This is a genomic window from Bacillus massilinigeriensis, from assembly GCF_900111815.1.
In the GTDB taxonomy this organism is placed as follows: domain Bacteria; phylum Bacillota; class Bacilli; order Bacillales; family Cytobacillaceae; genus Mesobacillus_C; species Mesobacillus_C mediterraneensis.
This window is the reverse complement of record NZ_LT630004.1, coordinates 926,284-941,512: the sequence shown is the minus strand read 5'-3', so window position 1 is coordinate 941,512 and position 15,229 is coordinate 926,284. Positions and strand designations below refer to the sequence as shown.

Genomic DNA, 15,229 nt, shown 5'->3' with positions numbered 1-15,229 from the left:
GTTTTTTTAAGCGAGCGCTGCATATTTAGAAAAACGGTAAAGATATCGGATATTTAATCTGCTATGCTGAGGAAGAAGATAGGCGCTTATGACAGCGTCCTTCCTTCGCAATGAGTTCAGGCCAGCAATCATCTCTTCTCCAGTTACTATCCCAACGCCATGCCCATAGTATAATTTATTTTCCATGACAACAGCATTTTCCCCGCGCCAAATAGGTTTCCTATGTTCTGGATTATTAAAATAAACTACATCACCTGGGATAAATTCAGTTCCTAGCAGAGTGATTATTGCTAAATCAGGATCATGCTGCCAATTCCAAACTAGCAGTCCGCCAAATAAATAATTGAAATCTGACTCACGGATCGATTCAAGTACAGCTTTATAGAAAATGAGCACCATTGCTGTAGAGCACTCAAATCCATAAAGCTTTCCATTTACAAAGACATCCCTAACCGCATCGGAAGGAAGGACGTCTGGGCGAAGAAGATATCCGGAAGATGTACGTGACCAATAGGCAGGATTAAAGGAGGAATTCTCAAAAGAAGTGAATGCTGCTCCTCCAGCAAGCATTGCTCTTGCAGAACCAATAATATTTTTCCTTAGCATGAGATCAAATAAAAGCTCCCCCTTGGAAATATAACGGAAAATGGCTCTCGAGGATGTAAGCGAATAAAAGATAATTTTTTCCACATGCCCAAGACCTCCTGGGTCTACTTTTTTTTGCGCCCCCTCAAATATAATCATTTTCCTTCCCCCTTTTCCTTCATTCCTTATAAAAGTTATGAAAGCTAAAAGGTAAATAGAAGTTTTAACTCCAAGCGATTATCTTAATGACATTAACCCTACCCTTGAAAACGAAAATCAGGTTAAATTGTTGGCTGCTTTCTTCCCAATACTAGAGGCATTGAGTACGACGGATAGATGCATCATAGGTTTGTTTCATTCTTTCTCAAGCGGGTACGGTTTAAGGAAACGAAAAACAAAAAGGAGGAATGGTTAATGAATAAAAACACAGGAAACAACGATTCCCTCGAGCAAAAAGAAAAGAAAGCAAACAGAAAGGACATTGAGCCTGAACGCGCACCTGAAAAACCACAGGAGGAAAACAGAAATAAATAAACTTAAGGGCATAACACAATAAATGAAAGGAGGAATTAGACTGATGAATACAAAGAAAAACGATAATAATAACAGGAAAAGCATGGATAACCCAGAGCAATTTCTGACAGAAAATAAAACGCTTCACGATATGTTTGAGGAGGAACAAACGGTGGATCCCATTCCGCTTGAAGATTTAAAAGAAGAACAACGGGAAGAAAAAAAAGGGCGTCACTCAAAAGATACTTCCTCTTCCGAAAAAAAATACAATATGGATGTTGATCATAACCTCTAACACATTCATTTATTCAGAATGATTTCGAGGAAACAAGGAATAATGATAGTAAAACTGCAAGGAGGAGTTATTTTGAGCGACAATTTAAGAAAAGACATCCTATCCCTTTTAGAAAACAATAAGGTCGGTTCCCTGGCAACAGTAAAAGATAATAAGCCGCATTCTCGCTATATGACATTCTTTAACGAAGGTCTGACCCTATATACTCCAACCACTAAAGATTCTTACAAAGCAGAAGAAATAGAGGCAAATCCGAACGTTCATATCCTCCTTGGTTATACAGGAGACGGCATGGGGGATGCGTATTTAGAGATACAAGGAACAGCCCAAATCATAGAAGACGAAAAGTTAAAGTCAGAAATTTGGAAAGATGGTATGGACAAGTGGATTGATGGGCCTGACGATCCCAATTATATTGTGTTAAAAATCACTCCTGATACAGTCAGACTCATGAATAATGACGAACCGCCTCAGACGTTAAATTTGGAGAATTCATAATTATACAAAGGGAAGCGCTCCCATTTGGGCACTTCCCCTTTCCCTTATATATTCCCCGTTTTCCGCCTCATTTTTGCCATAATTTCTATTCCAAACAACCTTGCGGATAAACTGCATTTATCGTAAGCTAATGATAGAAAATGACAGTGAAAGAGTTTTGGGCTTTTGGCTCCTATTTTTCGGGAATTATTGTGAATCTCTTCACATTTTATAATACTGATTGAAAGAAGGAATATAATCATGGAAAAACCTAAAATAGTCATCCTTGGTGGAGGTTACGGTGGCCTGGTTGCAAGCCGAAAGTTGGAAAAAATGCTAAAGAACGATGAAGCTTTAGTAACGCTTGTTAATAAACATGACTATCATTATATCGCAACACAGCTGCACAGAACTGGTGCAGGAACTGCTGTTGATAACAAGATTATTATGAACATCCCCAATCTGCTTAAGACAAATAAAGTTTCCTTTAAAAAAGGAACAGTTGAATTCATTGATAAACAAAAGCAGGAAGTATTACTTGAGAATGGTGATAAACTTTCTTATGATTATCTTCTCATTGCTTTAGGTTTCGATGTCAATACGTTTGGCATTCCAGGAATTGAAGAGTATGCGCTGAAAATTCGCAGCTTTAGAACTACAAAGGCCATCTATCATCACATCCTTAACCAGTTTGAATCATATCAGTCTGATAAAGACCCAGCTAGATTAGCGTTTACTGTTGCAGGTGCAGGATTTACGGGTATTGAGCTTGTAGGAGAGTTGATTGAAGCAATCCCTGCGCTCTGCAAAAAATACGATATTCCAGTAAATCTTACTCGAATTATCAATATTGAAGCTTCTGAAAATGTCCTACCGGGCTTTGATCAAGAAGCAATTGAATTTACCACTAAATATGTGAAAAAACATGGCGTCGAATTGATGACATCTACTAGAATCCTTGAATATAATGCTACCGACATTAAACTTGATAATGGTACTTCCATTCCTTCCAAAACCTTGATTTGGTCTGGAGGAGTAAGAGGGAATAAGCTCCTTGAATCTTTAGATTTTAAACTTAACCGTGGAAGAATTGAAGTTGATCAGTATCTGAGAGTTGTCGGCACAGAAAACATTTATTGCATTGGCGACTCAGCTTACTTCCCGAAATCAGAAAACAGCTGTCTCCCTCCAACAGCGCAGGTTGCCATCCAGCAAGCGGAAGCGTGTGCCCCCAACATTGTAGCAGCGCTGAGAGGAGAATCACAAAAAGAATTTGAATACCATCATAAGGGAACGGTTGCTTCAATCGGTACCACAGCAGCTGTTGGTAAAGTCTTTGGCTTTCGTATTTCTGGCCTTTTCGCTGCCTTTATGAAGCAAGTAATCGAAGCACGTTATTTATTTGTTCTTGGCGGACCCTCCCTTGTACTAAAACAATTCAGTAAGACTGGTAAACCATACCTTCAAGCAGCATCAGTACAAGAAAGTAAATAATGTAAAAAGAAGAGGCAATCCCTAAAAACGTTAGGATTGCCTCTTTTCTCTAGAAAACTATCATTACATCTGATAATTTCATGCTTTCAAACTAACTTTCCTCTACTGCTTCACTGCCAGGCGGACGTTTCCCTCTTTTTAATTCCCGAATAGATAAACCAAAGTCCATCTGTAAATGAGGATAGTCCTTAAACCTAATCCAGTCGCCTCCCCAGTCGAACCCTAGAGATTTGGCAAAAGCGACTACTTCCATCCAATCTGATTTACCATTTCCATTTCCATCATAATCCATATCCCAAATCACTCTGCCATCAGATGTGATAATAGCAAAGTCAATGGCGAGGCCGTAGTTATGGTAGGAATCCCCACCCTCTGCATGGGTTACAATCTGACCTTCCAGCGATCTTCCTTTCTGATATAATTCATCCTGCTGTTGTGAACTCCTGAATCCATCCGTTATTTTTATGGCAATGCCTTTATTTGCCGCCTCTGTCACCAATGCTTCTGCTTTCATCTCCACTTCTGGATGAAGCCCGGTGGGCATCGGCGCTTCTTTTATCGTGAATGGTGTAACTCCATGGAAAAATTCGATGTATAAAAGAATTGCCAATCCAACAAGCAAGCAAGACAAAAGCCGTGATGTTTTTTTTCTATTTCTCTTTCTTTTCCGTTGCATGTTGCTTTCCTCTCCAGCCAACGTAATTGGAGGCTGAAGTTTTTATTGAAATTTCCCTTTTTCCAACAGCCTCTCTGCTATTTTATCATAACCTTTATCATTCAAATGAAGAGAATCGCTGAAATACTGCTTTTTATTTCCTCTTTCGAACAAATTGTTTGTTTCAATATATTTTATTCTTGAGTTTGATTTAGCAACCGAAACTATTTCTTTGTTCCAGTTCTTAAAGATTTTATCATAGCTTTCTTTATGTGGATAAGGGTTGTACAGTCCCACTAGAAGTATTGGCGCTTCTTCGTTCTCTGATTGAAGGATCTTTAAGATTCCTGCGAGATTATCAACGAATACCTCCTTTCCATAAGCTATTTTCTCCTCATTGATAGATTTCAGGCCACCGCCATTACTGTTCAATAAGTCGTTTGTTCCAATAAAGAGAATGATATAATCAGCGGCTCCAAGTTCTGCAGTTACCCTTATATCGGAAAGCTGTTTTAGCACACCTGAGGATTCAAGACCATATACAGCGTGATTCGTGATTTTGTAATGCACGTTCTGTTTCCGTTCGTTCAGCATAGTCTTAAGGCTTCCCAAATATCCTGATCCCTTCTCATCTCCAGAACCGTATGTAAGTGAGTCTCCAAAAGCAACAATCTGCTTTTCTTTCGTATCCTCGGATTTTTTTCCTTCATACATGGCAAAGCCAGCAACAATAATGATGATAAATACGATAGAAATTAACCCTAAAAGCCTCTTATTCATGACAAACCTCCTTTAGTTTTTTCCCTATTTACCCTTTAAATAACAACAGCAAAACGTTTCACTTTTTTACAAAAATTTTCATGAGAATAGTTTATAAAAAATAGGTTGCCGGAAGGAAAGCGAACATGTAGGATTTTTTTTAAGAACAAAAATAATGAGTTTTTTAATAAAGGGAGATAGGAATGGGGAGACAAAAAGGACTGATGCTACATAATGGGAGACTAAAAGGTTTTACTCTTGTGATAATGGGGGCCGGACTGTGGGGAATATCAGGCACAGTGGTTCAATATTTATTTGATTCGCATGAAGTTACTACAGGGTGGCTTGTGAATGTACGCTTGTTGGCTTCCGGGTTGCTGCTGCTGCTTTATGCACGCTATACAGGGGAGAGAAATATCTGGAGAATTTGGAAGGACAAAGAAAGTCGATTAAGCCTTCTTATCTTTGGAATCATTGGGATGCTTGGTGTCCAATACACGTTTTTTTCAGCAATTGAACATGGCAATGCTGCAACTGCAGCTGTCTTACAATACTTAGCCCCAGTCTTGATTACGTGCTACCTTGCTATCCGTTCAAGGAAATGGCCAACTAGATTAGAAATACTATCAGTGATTTTCGCAATCACCGGAACTATCCTGCTTGTAACAAGGGGAAATCTAGGTGCACTGGAAATTTCTTTTGCTGCATTAATATGGGGACTCGCTTCTGCTCTTACCTTAGCCTTTTATACGTTGCAACCTGGAAAGCTGCTATCAAAATGGGGGTCTGTGTTGACTGTAGGCTGGGGAATGATGATTGGGGGAATATGTTCCAGCTTCATTCATCCCCCTTGGCGCTATACCGAAAGTTTTCCTGCTGTTGCACTTTTGGCTATCGGCTTTGTTATTTTTTTTGGAACGCTTGTTGCATTCTATTCTTATATGGAAAGCCTCAATTATATTTCAGCATCAGAAACCAGCCTTCTTGCAAGCGTGGAACCTTTATCCGCCGCTTTTCTTGCAGTCATTTGGCTGCGCGTACCGTTTGGGCCAATAGAATGGCTTGGCTCTTTATTAATTTTAAGCACAATATTCTTGCTTTCAAAGAAAAAACAAAGGAAGAAAGGGGAGAGTTAACCCCCTTTCTTCCTTTGTTTTATGAGACTTCTTTTTTACTATTTTCTACCGAGTATTCTGTTTCCCAATATTCTGCATTTTTTATTCCTAATTTTGTGGAGTTGAATACGGGATCCAGTCCACGTTTTTTCTGATCTTCATAATCTTTGAGTGCAATAAGAGCTGGCTTCGCAAGCAGAACAATTGCTATTAGGTTGATCCAAACCATCAAACCAAGCCCCACATCACCTAGAGCCCAAGCCAAGTTGGCAGCCTTAACAGCACCATAGAATGTAGCTCCGAGAATAACTATTTTCAACAAGAACACTGGCAACCTTCCGTCCCTGCCTCTAGTGAGATAGGCAATGTTCGTTTCTGCAATATAATAGTAGGACATGATTGTCGTAAAGGCGAAGAAGAAGAGAGAAATCGCTACGAACCCTGCACCAAATCCCGGAATTGCTGTTTCAATAGCTGCCTGTGTAAATGCGGGACCAGCCTCCACACCTTTGAGATTCTCCACTAATAGTGTTTTGCCATCCGACCCAAATGTATTAAATGAGTTTGTGAACAAGATCATAAAGGCAGTTGCTGAACATACAAACAATGTGTCAATGTAAACAGAAAATGCCTGAACGAGTCCCTGCTTAACAGGATGCGAAACCTCCGCTGCTGCAGCCGCATGCGCACCTGTTCCTTGGCCAGCCTCGTTAGAGTAGATTCCCCGTTTGACTCCCCATGCAATTGCACTTCCTACAATCCCGCCAAACATTGAATCTGCCGCGAAAGCGCTTTTAAAAATCAAAGAAAAAACTGAAGGTAATTCACCAATATTCATTCCTACGATAATTAGTGAAACAAGGATATAGCCAAAAGCCATAAACGGTACGACATATTGCGCAACCGTAGCGATCCTTTTAACTCCCCCAAAGATGATGCCCGCTAGCAACAGGACAATCACGCCTCCGGTAATAGCTTCATCCACATTAAAAGCATTCTTCATTCCGGCCGCAATGGAATTGGATTGGATTCCCGGCATAAGGATGCTCATCGCAAGCAGTGCAGACAATGAGAACAAAACAGCGAACCATTTTTTCCCTATTCCTTTTTCAATATAATAAGCAGGTCCTCCCCGGTAAACTCCTCCCTGCTTTACCTTATATATTTGCGCAAGCGTTGATTCAATAAATGCACTTGATGCACCGATAAAGGCAATCGTCCACATCCAGAAAACAGCCCCTGGCCCCCCCATCGCGATTGCAGTAGCGGTTCCTGCGATATTCCCTGTACCGACGCGGCCAGAAAGAGCAATGGCCAATGCCTGGAAGGAAGATACTCCTGCATCAGAACTTTTCCCATGAAACATCAGTTTGATCATATCTTTTAAATGCCTGACTTGCAGAAAACGTGTCAGAATAGAAAAGATCAGCCCAATGCCAAGGCAAATATAAATTACAGGCGCACTCCATAACACTCCGACTAATGAATTGATAAAACCCTCCAAAAAAATCCCCCCATTTTTCAAAAAAAATATTTCGTATATTTCGAATTATATGTTAAAACAGAAAATTGCACAACAATTTTCTTGCTCTGTTATAAAACAATTTTAACATTACATCATTTGTAACACAACAAAACCCGGAAGCAAAACTCCCGGGCTTGTCCATAATTAAAGAGGTTTTCAAGGGCTATCTTCCATCCGGTTGATTTTTCCTTCTCCCTCTTTTTCAATTTTCGCTTCTTCACGTCTCACATTCTCTTTTACCTGTTCTGTATCCTGTACTTCTCTCTTGGTAATAACCAATTCTTCTTTCACTAAGGGACGCTTGGTTACTTCCACTTTTTCTTCCATAATGGGAACTCTTATTGTTTCGGAATCATCCGCAATCTTGCCAGCATCCCGATCATTAACTGAACGTCTTTCCACATATACTTCTTCGTGTGTGACAGGTACATTGACTGTTTTTTGTTCCTCGACTACTTCCTTATTTACATATAACTCTCCCGCCTGCACACGATCTTTTGATACTTCGATCTCTTCTTCCCTAAGTTTCAGGGTTTGTTCGGTCTCAGTGCCATCCACTCTGTCTCCATAAAGGCCATTTCGTTTGGACAAAGGACCTTTATTTGAATCTAGATCAACGGACACCCCTGAACCAATAACATCTCTGTCCGCTAGAAGGATGATTCTTCCTTCTCTAACATCCTCTTCATATTCTTGCGCATCCTCCTCGGATAAGCCGATGGTTGTCAGCCTGTCTTCCAAGGAAAGGCCATTTCCTCCTAGATTTACGTCACCGTCAAAAGCTGACATTAAGTTCTTCCAGAACCCTTCTTTCTTATGTCCCTCACCATCAATGTTTTCCTTATCGATTGCATTATCCATACCCAATGCTTCTGAAAGGTCTTCCGTTTCCCCAATAATAGAAAAGTCCTGAACAGAGTAACCTTTATCTTGGTAGTTTTCAATCGCTCGGATTAAATCATTTTGGTTTTCATATACACCTAGTACTGTTTTTGCCATGATATATTCCTCCTTCAGGTGGGATCTTTCCGCTCTTGCGGATACTAGAATAATACCTTTATTTTTTCTAAGTTAAACGCAGCTTCTGCTGTGATAAATTTTTACCCGAAATAGGTTTTATTTTGTGTAAATAGGATAAACAAAGAACATGAGCATGGAGCAAAACCTTCTCCCAATTGGCATATTCAGCACGATTGCTCCATTGCCCTGCATGAGCATAGGATTGTTTACCCCCCAATCCCCTTTTTGCCGCCGATTTCGGCGGTTTTTTTATTTTCTTCTCTTTTGTCAACATTGATTTCATCACATTATCATGGTATCCTCGCATATGTATTGCGTCAGGCTATTACAGCAATTAGCTATCAACAGTTTTATATAGATGGAGGGAAAACGGTATGGACTTACATCAGCTTTATGTTTTTTCAAAGGTCGTGGAACATAAAAGCTTCTCAAAGGCTGCAGAGGATATTTTCTTAAGTCAGTCCACCGTTAGCTCTCATGTACAAGCGCTTGAAAAATCCCTCAATATGAAGTTGTTTGACAGAATAGGACGGGAAGTCCTCTTAACTCCCCATGGGAAAAGATTATATAAATGGGCTCAGAAACTTCTTCTTCTTAAAGAACAGGCAATACTTGATTTAAAAGAAGGAAGTCCTGAATATTCCGGAGTAATTAAAATTGCGGCAAGCTCCGGTCCAGGACAGTATCTCTTACCGAAAATGATTCGTAAATTTCGCAAGGAACATCCACTTGCTACCTTTCATATTTCCGAATCTTCTTCCAAGAGTGCTGCGGAGAAAGTACACAATGGCTTTGTTGATATAGGGATATTGGGAGAAAAGTATGAAGATGAAAAACTTTGTTACTTCCCCTTATTTAAGGAAAAGCTAGTCCTTATCGTTCCACTCGAAAGGAGACTGCGAGGAGCTGTCTCCATCGAAGATTTATTCAGCCTGCCGCTCGTTATGAGAGAATCGGGATCGGGCACAAATTCGATTCTTGAAAAAAATTTCAAAGAAATGGGTATCTCCAAAAAAGAGCTAAATATTGTTGCAACATCCGATTCGGGGACAAGCTTGATTCAGCTAGTAAAAGAAGGTGTTGGTGCAGCATTTGTTTCTGAAATAGCCGCTGCCTCCTTCCGTGAAAACGAAATGGTCTCTGTGCATGAAATAAAAGGATTTACTGAGGAAAGAAGTTTTTACTTGGCAACCAATAAGGATAGAACCCTTTCGTTGGTCTCTAAACTGTTCATCGAAAAATCCAGTAGCCTTATATAAAGACAGACAGCCAAGATAGGCTGTCTTTTTAGCTGTTTCTCCATTCCTTTGTCCACTCATGTCAAGGCATCAACAACTTGCTCCCTCGCTTTTCCTTTTCTGTAAATACAGTGCGGAAAATATTCAACAAATTAGTCTCCGTCCAACATTCTAAAAACGCCGCCAAGAACACTGCCCTCGTCTCTGTTTCCTGATCCTCTCTGCGGAGCTGCTGCAAAGACTCTGCTGGCAAGTCTGCTGAATGGCAGAGATTGAATCCACACTGTTCCGGGACCTCTCAAGGTTGCAAAGAATAATCCTTCACCGCCAAATAGAGCTGTTTTAACCCCTTTTACCATTTCGATGTTGTAATCAACATCTTTTGTCATGGCAACAAGACAGCCCGTATCTACTCTCAGTACTTCCCCAGGCGCGAGCTGTTTTTCGATAATCGTACCGCCCGCATGGACAAATGCCATCCCGTCGCCTTCCAGCTTCTGCATGATAAATCCTTCACCGCCAAAAAAACCTGCTCCAATTTTACGTTGAAACTCGATTCCAACCTCAACACCTTGCGCTGCAGCAAGAAAAGCATCTTTTTGACAAATCACTTTTCCACCAAGCTCACTTAAATCTAACGGAACGATCTTACCTGGATAAGGGGAAGCAAATGAGACATGTTTTTTTTCAAGGCCGTCATTGGTAAACGCTGTCATGAACAAACTCTCTCCGGTCAGAAGCCTTTTCCCCGCACCAAACAATTTCCCCATAAAGCTTCCGTTTCCAGATCCATCCCCAAATATGGTCTCCATTCGAATATTTTCTTCCATCATCATAAGACTTCCAGCTTCCGCAATAACTGTTTCCGATGGATCTAGTTCTACTTCAACAAACTGCATATCGTCTCCATGTATAACATAGTCAATTTCGTGGTTATTCATGTTATTCTCCCCAATCTATTAGACTATTGGCTTTCATTCCCATTATACTACTGCATAACTATGATCTGCAAAAAAACATCCAGTGAAGAAATCCCCACTGGATGTTACTTTTCACATATTTTATGAAGCGGCTGGTTTGCTATTTGTCACAGTATTTACAATCCAACTTTTCCCTTCAACTAACCTCGTAACAAGCATTGCGCAAACTGTATTTCCTGTCGAATTCAATAGGGTAGCAGGAGCATCAATGATTGTACTGATGACCGCAATAATCGGCAGGCTTTCTGGCGGGAAACCAAATACGCTTAAGATGAGCATTTCACCTATCATTCCTCCACCTGGAATAGCGCCCATAACAGCTCCAACAAGGAAAGAGACTGCAAGGATGCTCATGATACTAGTGAAACTAGTCATATCTCTTCCAAAGAGGCTAAAGAGAAATACGATTTTAAGGACACCACCAAAAACCGATCCATCCTTATGGGTGTTTGCCCCAAGAGGAATAATTGTTTCTGCAATATCTTTTGGTACGCCCATCCTTCTGACCGCCTGCAAATTGACTGGAATACTAGCAGCGCTTGAACAAGTTGCAATAGCTGTCACAGATGGTGCAACGGCATTCCTCCAAAAGACGCTAATCCCTTTTCTCCCTCCAGAGATAAAGGCATAAAGGGTAAAGAAACCAAAGAAATATAATACTGTCAGGAGCATATAAAGAACAAACGCCCTAGCATACCCTTCAAGAATTTGCGGTCCCAATTCGCCTACAACTGATGCAAAGTAGCAGCCAAGCCCTATTGGTGCATAGTACATAATGAATTGAACAATTTTCATCATGACCGCTGTTCCAGAAGAAAGGAACTCTGCAACAGGACGACCCTTTTCTCCTGTCATCGAAGTCGCCAGACCGAAAAGGAGAGAAAAAACGATCAACTGCAGCATATTACTTTTTGAAAACAGTTCCGAAAAGTCCGGTACAGTGAAGGTTGATACAAGCTGGGACAGGAAGGATAATTCTTCCGTTTTTCCTTCTGCTTTCCCTGCCTCCTTCATCATTTCCTTTATGGACGATACGTCCGCATTACCGAGAGGATCCATCATAGATGTCCCCGCAAAACCTACAACTGCTGCGATTGCCGCAGTGATAACAAAGACGAGAAAAATACTCCCCATTATTTTTCCAAGCCGCTTCATTCCATTCATGTTGGCAATTGCTGATGCAATGCTAAAAAATACAAGCGGAACAATAATCATAAACATCAAATTTAGGAATAAATCCCCAAACGGCTTTACGACTGTTGCATCAGGACCAAAATAAAGACCTGCTGCACCTCCTGCTAAAATAGCAAGAAGCAACAAAATGGTAGCTTGATAGCCTTTAAAAATAGCTTTCAATTTATTTCCCTGCCCTTCACCCTATTGTTTTCTGCCAATCTTGTTTCTCTTTAGGCTTTGAACATAAAAGTAATAAACGCGAATAATTGCTATGTACAGCCCGCAGACAACATTGTCAGCCTCTAATTATAGTCTTCACAAAAGTTCAATGCAATAGCATCATTGCAGACTGTCATAAGCACGTTCTTCTATGTCACATAAAATTCAAAATAAAGTGAAAAGGCATCCGTGCAATTGCACCGATGCCTTCGCTCTTATTCCTGCCCGCCATACTCTTGCATTAAGTCCATATGGCTCGCTATCAAAGATATAATGGTTCCTGCTTCTTCTTTACAAAAGATAAAGTTAGTCTCATCCTTGATCAGTTCATCATCCTCTGTCCAAATTCGATTAACTCGTTGGAGTACTCCATCACCTGTTTCTACGAGAATGCCAAATCTATAAGATACTTCCACTTCATCTTCGTACATTACCGCAGTCACCTCAGGTGTCTCCCATTCAACATCAACACTTTTGAGGTAGTCCTCTGCGTCATCCTGACTGTCTTCCCCGTCACTCTCTGCGGAGAAAGCATCGTTTTCATTATCATATTCATCCTCTAAATCGGCATCCAAATATTCGTGAAAGCTTTCATGAATAGCATCAAGGATATCTTCAATATCAGTTAGAATGGTCCTCGCTGGCTGCTCATAATCAAAGTCATACGTTTCCATATAGAATTCCTCATTATAAGGATCAAAGAACAACGTGAAAAAATATTCTCTTTCATCTCCATTTATTTCCACGAAAAATTCTATTCGAGGGTGTTTAGAGCTCTTCTCCACTTGCATTTGTCCTGCCTGATCATACTTATCGCATATTGACTGTAAATTTTCCTGTAGCTCTGCTGTTACTCTGTCGAACCATTCTAAAGACATATGCATCCATTCCTTTCTAAGGATATCGATGCTTATTATCTCCATAAACTTCATGATTCATTTTTCCACATAAATCCAAACCCTTAACCCTTTTTCTTTCTAGGAAGAAAGCCTCCTTTATCCCAAAACCCCTTCTCAGAACAAGCCATACATGGGATTCCCGCTTTAATACAGCGATCAATTCCAAGGGATTCACATGCATTGAAGGCAGAAGGCCCTTTGCATCCCAGCTTCAAAAGACAATAGTCTTTCTTGGCACCTTCATCTTCAAACGATTCAGCAAACAGCTTTTTATCAAAGTAATGCTTCCGGTGACAAGTCATGTGAACCGTTGTTTGATAAAACATTTTTGGCCTTTGTTTTTTATCCAGTTCGGGCAGCTGTCCATGCAAATAAAGATATAAAAGCGTACCTGTTATGACTTCAGGTATTGGTGGGCATCCCGGTATTAAAGCAAGCGGTGTGTGGTCGGGAACTAGTGCTGAAATATCTTCCGAACCTGTCGGATTTGGGCTCGCTTGCGGCAAACCTCCCCATGAGGAACAGCTTCCGACCGCAAGAACAGCCTTCGCATGAAAAGCAGCGTAGCGTAGCTCTTCACGCACACTTTTACCTGCAACCAACAAATACTCACTGTTTAATGGAACACTTCCTTCAACGATAAGAATATACTCACCTGCGAACGCTTTCATAATAGATTTTTTATGGTTTTCGATTTGTTGGCCGCTTGCTGCTGATAAAAGCTCACTGTATTCAAACGAAAAAAAGTCCATCAATGTACTAGAAGGTGAAGGATATTCTGTCCTAATCAACGCCTCTTTACACCCTGTACACTCCAGAGCGCTAATCCAAATAACCGGAAGCTTTTGTACAGATTTTTCAAGCGCTCTCTCCAAATTCAGCCCCATTTTCTCAAGCAGCATTTCTCTTAACATGTTTTTCTCCCCTTATAGAATCAATCCAGGATATATACCTTATAACTATAAGAGTAATAACAGCCAACATGTTCTTTTTATTTTTACGGTTTTATGAAAAAAACATGAAAGTAAAAAGAGGGAAGAAGAAAGTCCCCACTCTAGCAAGAAAGTGGCAGCTCCAAATTATCCATTTGGAACTGCCACTTTCTTGCGTTATTTCAATTAATTTAAGTCGTTTATGAAATCGTTCCCAGACAAATTAGATATTTGCACTCGGAATTGCACCAAGCCAATGATCTGTATATCCGCCTGGCATTACAGAAGCATCGTCCTCTTTTTCAAAAACTTTGAACAGAATAAAGTTACCAAAGCTCACAGGTGCCATGCTCAGGAAAATTCCCAATGCCACATTCATACACCTCTCATCTTGTGAAACCCCATCATTGCTGTATGCAGCATATTTGCTGCCACTGAAACCGTCTTCCCCCCCTCATCAAGCTCTGGATTCACTTCACATAAATCAAATGACAGTGTTTTGTTAATTGAAGTGATATAGGCTACCAGTTTCCGAACAATTTTTGGATGAAGTCCAAATGGGGTTGGTGCACTAACACCTGGGGCATAGGAGGAATCAATCGAATCCATGCAAAGCGTCAGGATAAGTGCATCGCATTTTTGTACAAAGGAATCAATTTCAATAAATAATGATTGAAGGTTACCATCAGAGACTTGATCTTCCATCAAATATTTGACTCCATAGTGTTCAGCTGCATCGAAAAGTGCAGCAGTATTACCGGATTGCTGTATCCCAAGGCATAGGTAGTTGGCAAGCTTGTCTTGATCTAGAATTTGCCTGAACATCGTTCCTGAACTGGTTTGGGCATCATATGGCCTCATATCAAAGTGTGCATCGATATTGATAATCCCCAGCTTAGCATCTTCTCCAATATATTCTCTCGCCCCTTGATAATGTCCATAAAAGGTTTCATGGCCACCGCCAATGATGATTGGTGTTATATTTTTCTTTAGCAAAGAAGATACCGCTTTTCCTAACTCTTCTTGCGCCTCTTCCATATTAATTCCTTCACAAGCAATGTTCCCTGCATCATACACTATCCCACTTTCAGGCAAATGCCATGGCAATTTTGCCAATGCTTGTTTTACTGCAAGTGGGGCTTTTGCTGCACCTTGCCTTCCTTCATTTCTTCTAACACCTTCATCACAAGAAAATCCCAGTAGCGCTGAAGCAGTTTCTCCCTCACCATCTTCCTGAATTTCCATCATCTTTACTTGCTGATGATAGCGGAAGCTGCGAATATCCGTTTCACTGTCGGTCCTCCCAGACCAAATATCTTTCACTGGTTTAATATACATGGCTCCTCC

General features: G+C 40.5%; 18 protein-coding genes. 6 read left to right on the top strand and 12 right to left on the bottom strand.

What is annotated here, in order from left to right:
• Positions 1–6 precede the first annotated feature (6 nt).
• A complete protein-coding gene (locus BQ5796_RS05070) occupies positions 7–744 on the bottom strand; it encodes a protein-glutamine gamma-glutamyltransferase (protein WP_071459237.1) in 738 nt (245 codons plus the stop codon).
• A gap of 255 nt (positions 745–999) precedes the next feature.
• Between BQ5796_RS05070 and BQ5796_RS05065 the strand changes: the two genes are divergently transcribed.
• The 4 genes from BQ5796_RS05065 (at position 1,000) to BQ5796_RS05050 (ending at position 3,364) form a co-directional block, all read left to right on the top strand.
• Entirely contained in the window at positions 1,000–1,119 is a 120-nt protein-coding gene (locus BQ5796_RS05065; protein ID WP_071459236.1) for a 3-methyladenine DNA glycosylase, read from the top strand.
• A gap of 43 nt (positions 1,120–1,162) precedes the next feature.
• Positions 1,163–1,393: a hypothetical protein gene (locus tag BQ5796_RS05060; RefSeq protein WP_071459235.1), complete on the top strand. Its 231-nt coding sequence runs from the start codon at positions 1,163–1,165 to the stop codon at positions 1,391–1,393.
• Between the two features lie 69 nt (positions 1,394–1,462).
• Positions 1,463–1,891, top strand: a complete 429-nt coding sequence (locus tag BQ5796_RS05055) for a pyridoxamine 5'-phosphate oxidase family protein (protein WP_234969369.1) — start codon at positions 1,463–1,465, stop codon at positions 1,889–1,891.
• 240 nt (positions 1,892–2,131) lie between these two features.
• Positions 2,132–3,364 (top strand): NAD(P)/FAD-dependent oxidoreductase, encoded by a 1,233-nt coding sequence (locus BQ5796_RS05050; RefSeq protein WP_071459233.1) that lies wholly within the window; start codon positions 2,132–2,134, stop codon positions 3,362–3,364.
• A gap of 91 nt (positions 3,365–3,455) precedes the next feature.
• Here the strand turns inward: BQ5796_RS05050 and BQ5796_RS05045 are convergent, their stop codons facing one another.
• Both BQ5796_RS05045 and BQ5796_RS05040 read right to left on the bottom strand, forming a co-directional pair.
• Positions 3,456–4,040: a M15 family metallopeptidase gene (locus tag BQ5796_RS05045; RefSeq protein WP_071459232.1), complete on the bottom strand. Its 585-nt coding sequence runs from the start codon at positions 4,038–4,040 to the stop codon at positions 3,456–3,458.
• 42 nt (positions 4,041–4,082) lie between these two features.
• Positions 4,083–4,799, bottom strand: coding sequence for a GDSL-type esterase/lipase family protein (locus tag BQ5796_RS05040; RefSeq protein ID WP_071459231.1), 717 nt, complete (start codon positions 4,797–4,799; stop codon positions 4,083–4,085).
• 182 nt (positions 4,800–4,981) lie between these two features.
• Here BQ5796_RS05040 and BQ5796_RS05035 point away from each other — a divergent pair, with 182 nt between their 5' ends.
• Positions 4,982–5,914, top strand: a complete 933-nt coding sequence (locus BQ5796_RS05035; protein WP_097677978.1) for a DMT family transporter — start codon at positions 4,982–4,984, stop codon at positions 5,912–5,914.
• A gap of 19 nt (positions 5,915–5,933) precedes the next feature.
• On the opposite strand, the gene BQ5796_RS05030 is transcribed toward BQ5796_RS05035, so the two are convergent.
• From BQ5796_RS05030 to BQ5796_RS05020, 3 genes are all read right to left on the bottom strand, one after another.
• The gene (locus tag BQ5796_RS05030; RefSeq protein ID WP_071459230.1) at positions 5,934–7,397 is read right to left on the bottom strand and encodes an alanine/glycine:cation symporter family protein; all 1,464 of its coding nucleotides are present in this window, start codon (positions 7,395–7,397) and stop codon (positions 5,934–5,936) included.
• A gap of 177 nt (positions 7,398–7,574) precedes the next feature.
• On the bottom strand, positions 7,575–8,417 hold the full coding sequence (locus BQ5796_RS05025) for a YsnF/AvaK domain-containing protein (protein ID WP_071459229.1): 843 nt from the start codon (positions 8,415–8,417) through the stop codon (positions 7,575–7,577).
• 67 nt (positions 8,418–8,484) lie between these two features.
• Entirely contained in the window at positions 8,485–8,724 is a 240-nt protein-coding gene (locus BQ5796_RS05020; protein WP_071459228.1) for a hypothetical protein, read from the bottom strand.
• Between the two features lie 88 nt (positions 8,725–8,812).
• On the opposite strand from BQ5796_RS05020, the gene BQ5796_RS05015 reads away from it, so the two are divergent.
• Complete coding sequence (locus BQ5796_RS05015) at positions 8,813–9,697, top strand: selenium metabolism-associated LysR family transcriptional regulator (RefSeq protein WP_071459227.1); 885 nt, start codon at positions 8,813–8,815, stop codon at positions 9,695–9,697.
• A gap of 131 nt (positions 9,698–9,828) precedes the next feature.
• On the opposite strand, the gene BQ5796_RS05010 is transcribed toward BQ5796_RS05015, so the two are convergent.
• From BQ5796_RS05010 to hutG, 6 genes are all read right to left on the bottom strand, one after another.
• Positions 9,829–10,617: a TIGR00266 family protein gene (locus BQ5796_RS05010; RefSeq protein WP_071459226.1), complete on the bottom strand. Its 789-nt coding sequence runs from the start codon at positions 10,615–10,617 to the stop codon at positions 9,829–9,831.
• 120 nt (positions 10,618–10,737) lie between these two features.
• Positions 10,738–12,012 carry a dicarboxylate/amino acid:cation symporter gene (locus BQ5796_RS05005; protein ID WP_071459225.1) on the bottom strand — a complete coding sequence of 425 codons (1,275 nt, stop codon included), beginning with the start codon at positions 12,010–12,012 and terminating at the stop codon, positions 10,738–10,740.
• A 254-nt stretch (positions 12,013–12,266) separates the two neighbouring features.
• A complete protein-coding gene (locus tag BQ5796_RS05000; RefSeq protein ID WP_071461153.1) occupies positions 12,267–12,929 on the bottom strand; it encodes a hypothetical protein in 663 nt (220 codons plus the stop codon).
• Between the two features lie 83 nt (positions 12,930–13,012).
• Positions 13,013–13,864, bottom strand: a complete 852-nt coding sequence (locus tag BQ5796_RS04995) for a hydrogenase small subunit (RefSeq protein WP_071459224.1) — start codon at positions 13,862–13,864, stop codon at positions 13,013–13,015.
• A gap of 241 nt (positions 13,865–14,105) precedes the next feature.
• Positions 14,106–14,261, bottom strand: a complete 156-nt coding sequence (locus BQ5796_RS18055) for a sodium/glutamate symporter (RefSeq protein WP_234969308.1) — start codon at positions 14,259–14,261, stop codon at positions 14,106–14,108.
• The gene (gene hutG, locus BQ5796_RS04990; RefSeq protein ID WP_071459223.1) at positions 14,258–15,220 is read right to left on the bottom strand and encodes a formimidoylglutamase; all 963 of its coding nucleotides are present in this window, start codon (positions 15,218–15,220) and stop codon (positions 14,258–14,260) included. The genes BQ5796_RS18055 and hutG overlap by 4 nt, the downstream gene beginning before the upstream one ends.
• Positions 15,221–15,229: the final 9 nt, after the last annotated feature.

Excerpts from the sequence above, each read along its gene's own strand:
- BQ5796_RS05070 (WP_071459237.1), bottom strand. The coding sequence starts at position 744 with ATGATTATATTTGAGGGGGCGCAAAAAAAAGTAGACCCAGGAGGTCTT.
- BQ5796_RS05065 (WP_071459236.1), top strand. The coding sequence starts at position 1,000 with ATGAATAAAAACACAGGAAACAACGATTCCCTCGAGCAAAAAGAAAAG.
- BQ5796_RS05060 (WP_071459235.1), top strand. The coding sequence starts at position 1,163 with ATGAATACAAAGAAAAACGATAATAATAACAGGAAAAGCATGGATAAC.
- BQ5796_RS05050 (WP_071459233.1), top strand. The coding sequence starts at position 2,132 with ATGGAAAAACCTAAAATAGTCATCCTTGGTGGAGGTTACGGTGGCCTG.
- BQ5796_RS05045 (WP_071459232.1), bottom strand. The coding sequence starts at position 4,040 with ATGCAACGGAAAAGAAAGAGAAATAGAAAAAAAACATCACGGCTTTTG.
- BQ5796_RS05040 (WP_071459231.1), bottom strand. The coding sequence starts at position 4,799 with ATGAATAAGAGGCTTTTAGGGTTAATTTCTATCGTATTTATCATCATT.
- BQ5796_RS05035 (WP_097677978.1), top strand. The coding sequence starts at position 4,982 with ATGGGGAGACAAAAAGGACTGATGCTACATAATGGGAGACTAAAAGGT.
- BQ5796_RS05025 (WP_071459229.1), bottom strand. The coding sequence starts at position 8,417 with ATGGCAAAAACAGTACTAGGTGTATATGAAAACCAAAATGATTTAATC.
- BQ5796_RS05015 (WP_071459227.1), top strand. The coding sequence starts at position 8,813 with ATGGACTTACATCAGCTTTATGTTTTTTCAAAGGTCGTGGAACATAAA.
- BQ5796_RS05010 (WP_071459226.1), bottom strand. The coding sequence starts at position 10,617 with ATGAATAACCACGAAATTGACTATGTTATACATGGAGACGATATGCAG.
- BQ5796_RS05000 (WP_071461153.1), bottom strand. The coding sequence starts at position 12,929 with ATGTCTTTAGAATGGTTCGACAGAGTAACAGCAGAGCTACAGGAAAAT.
- BQ5796_RS04995 (WP_071459224.1), bottom strand. The coding sequence starts at position 13,864 with ATGTTAAGAGAAATGCTGCTTGAGAAAATGGGGCTGAATTTGGAGAGA.
- BQ5796_RS18055 (WP_234969308.1), bottom strand. The coding sequence starts at position 14,261 with ATGAATGTGGCATTGGGAATTTTCCTGAGCATGGCACCTGTGAGCTTT.
- hutG (WP_071459223.1), bottom strand. The coding sequence starts at position 15,220 with ATGTATATTAAACCAGTGAAAGATATTTGGTCTGGGAGGACCGACAGT.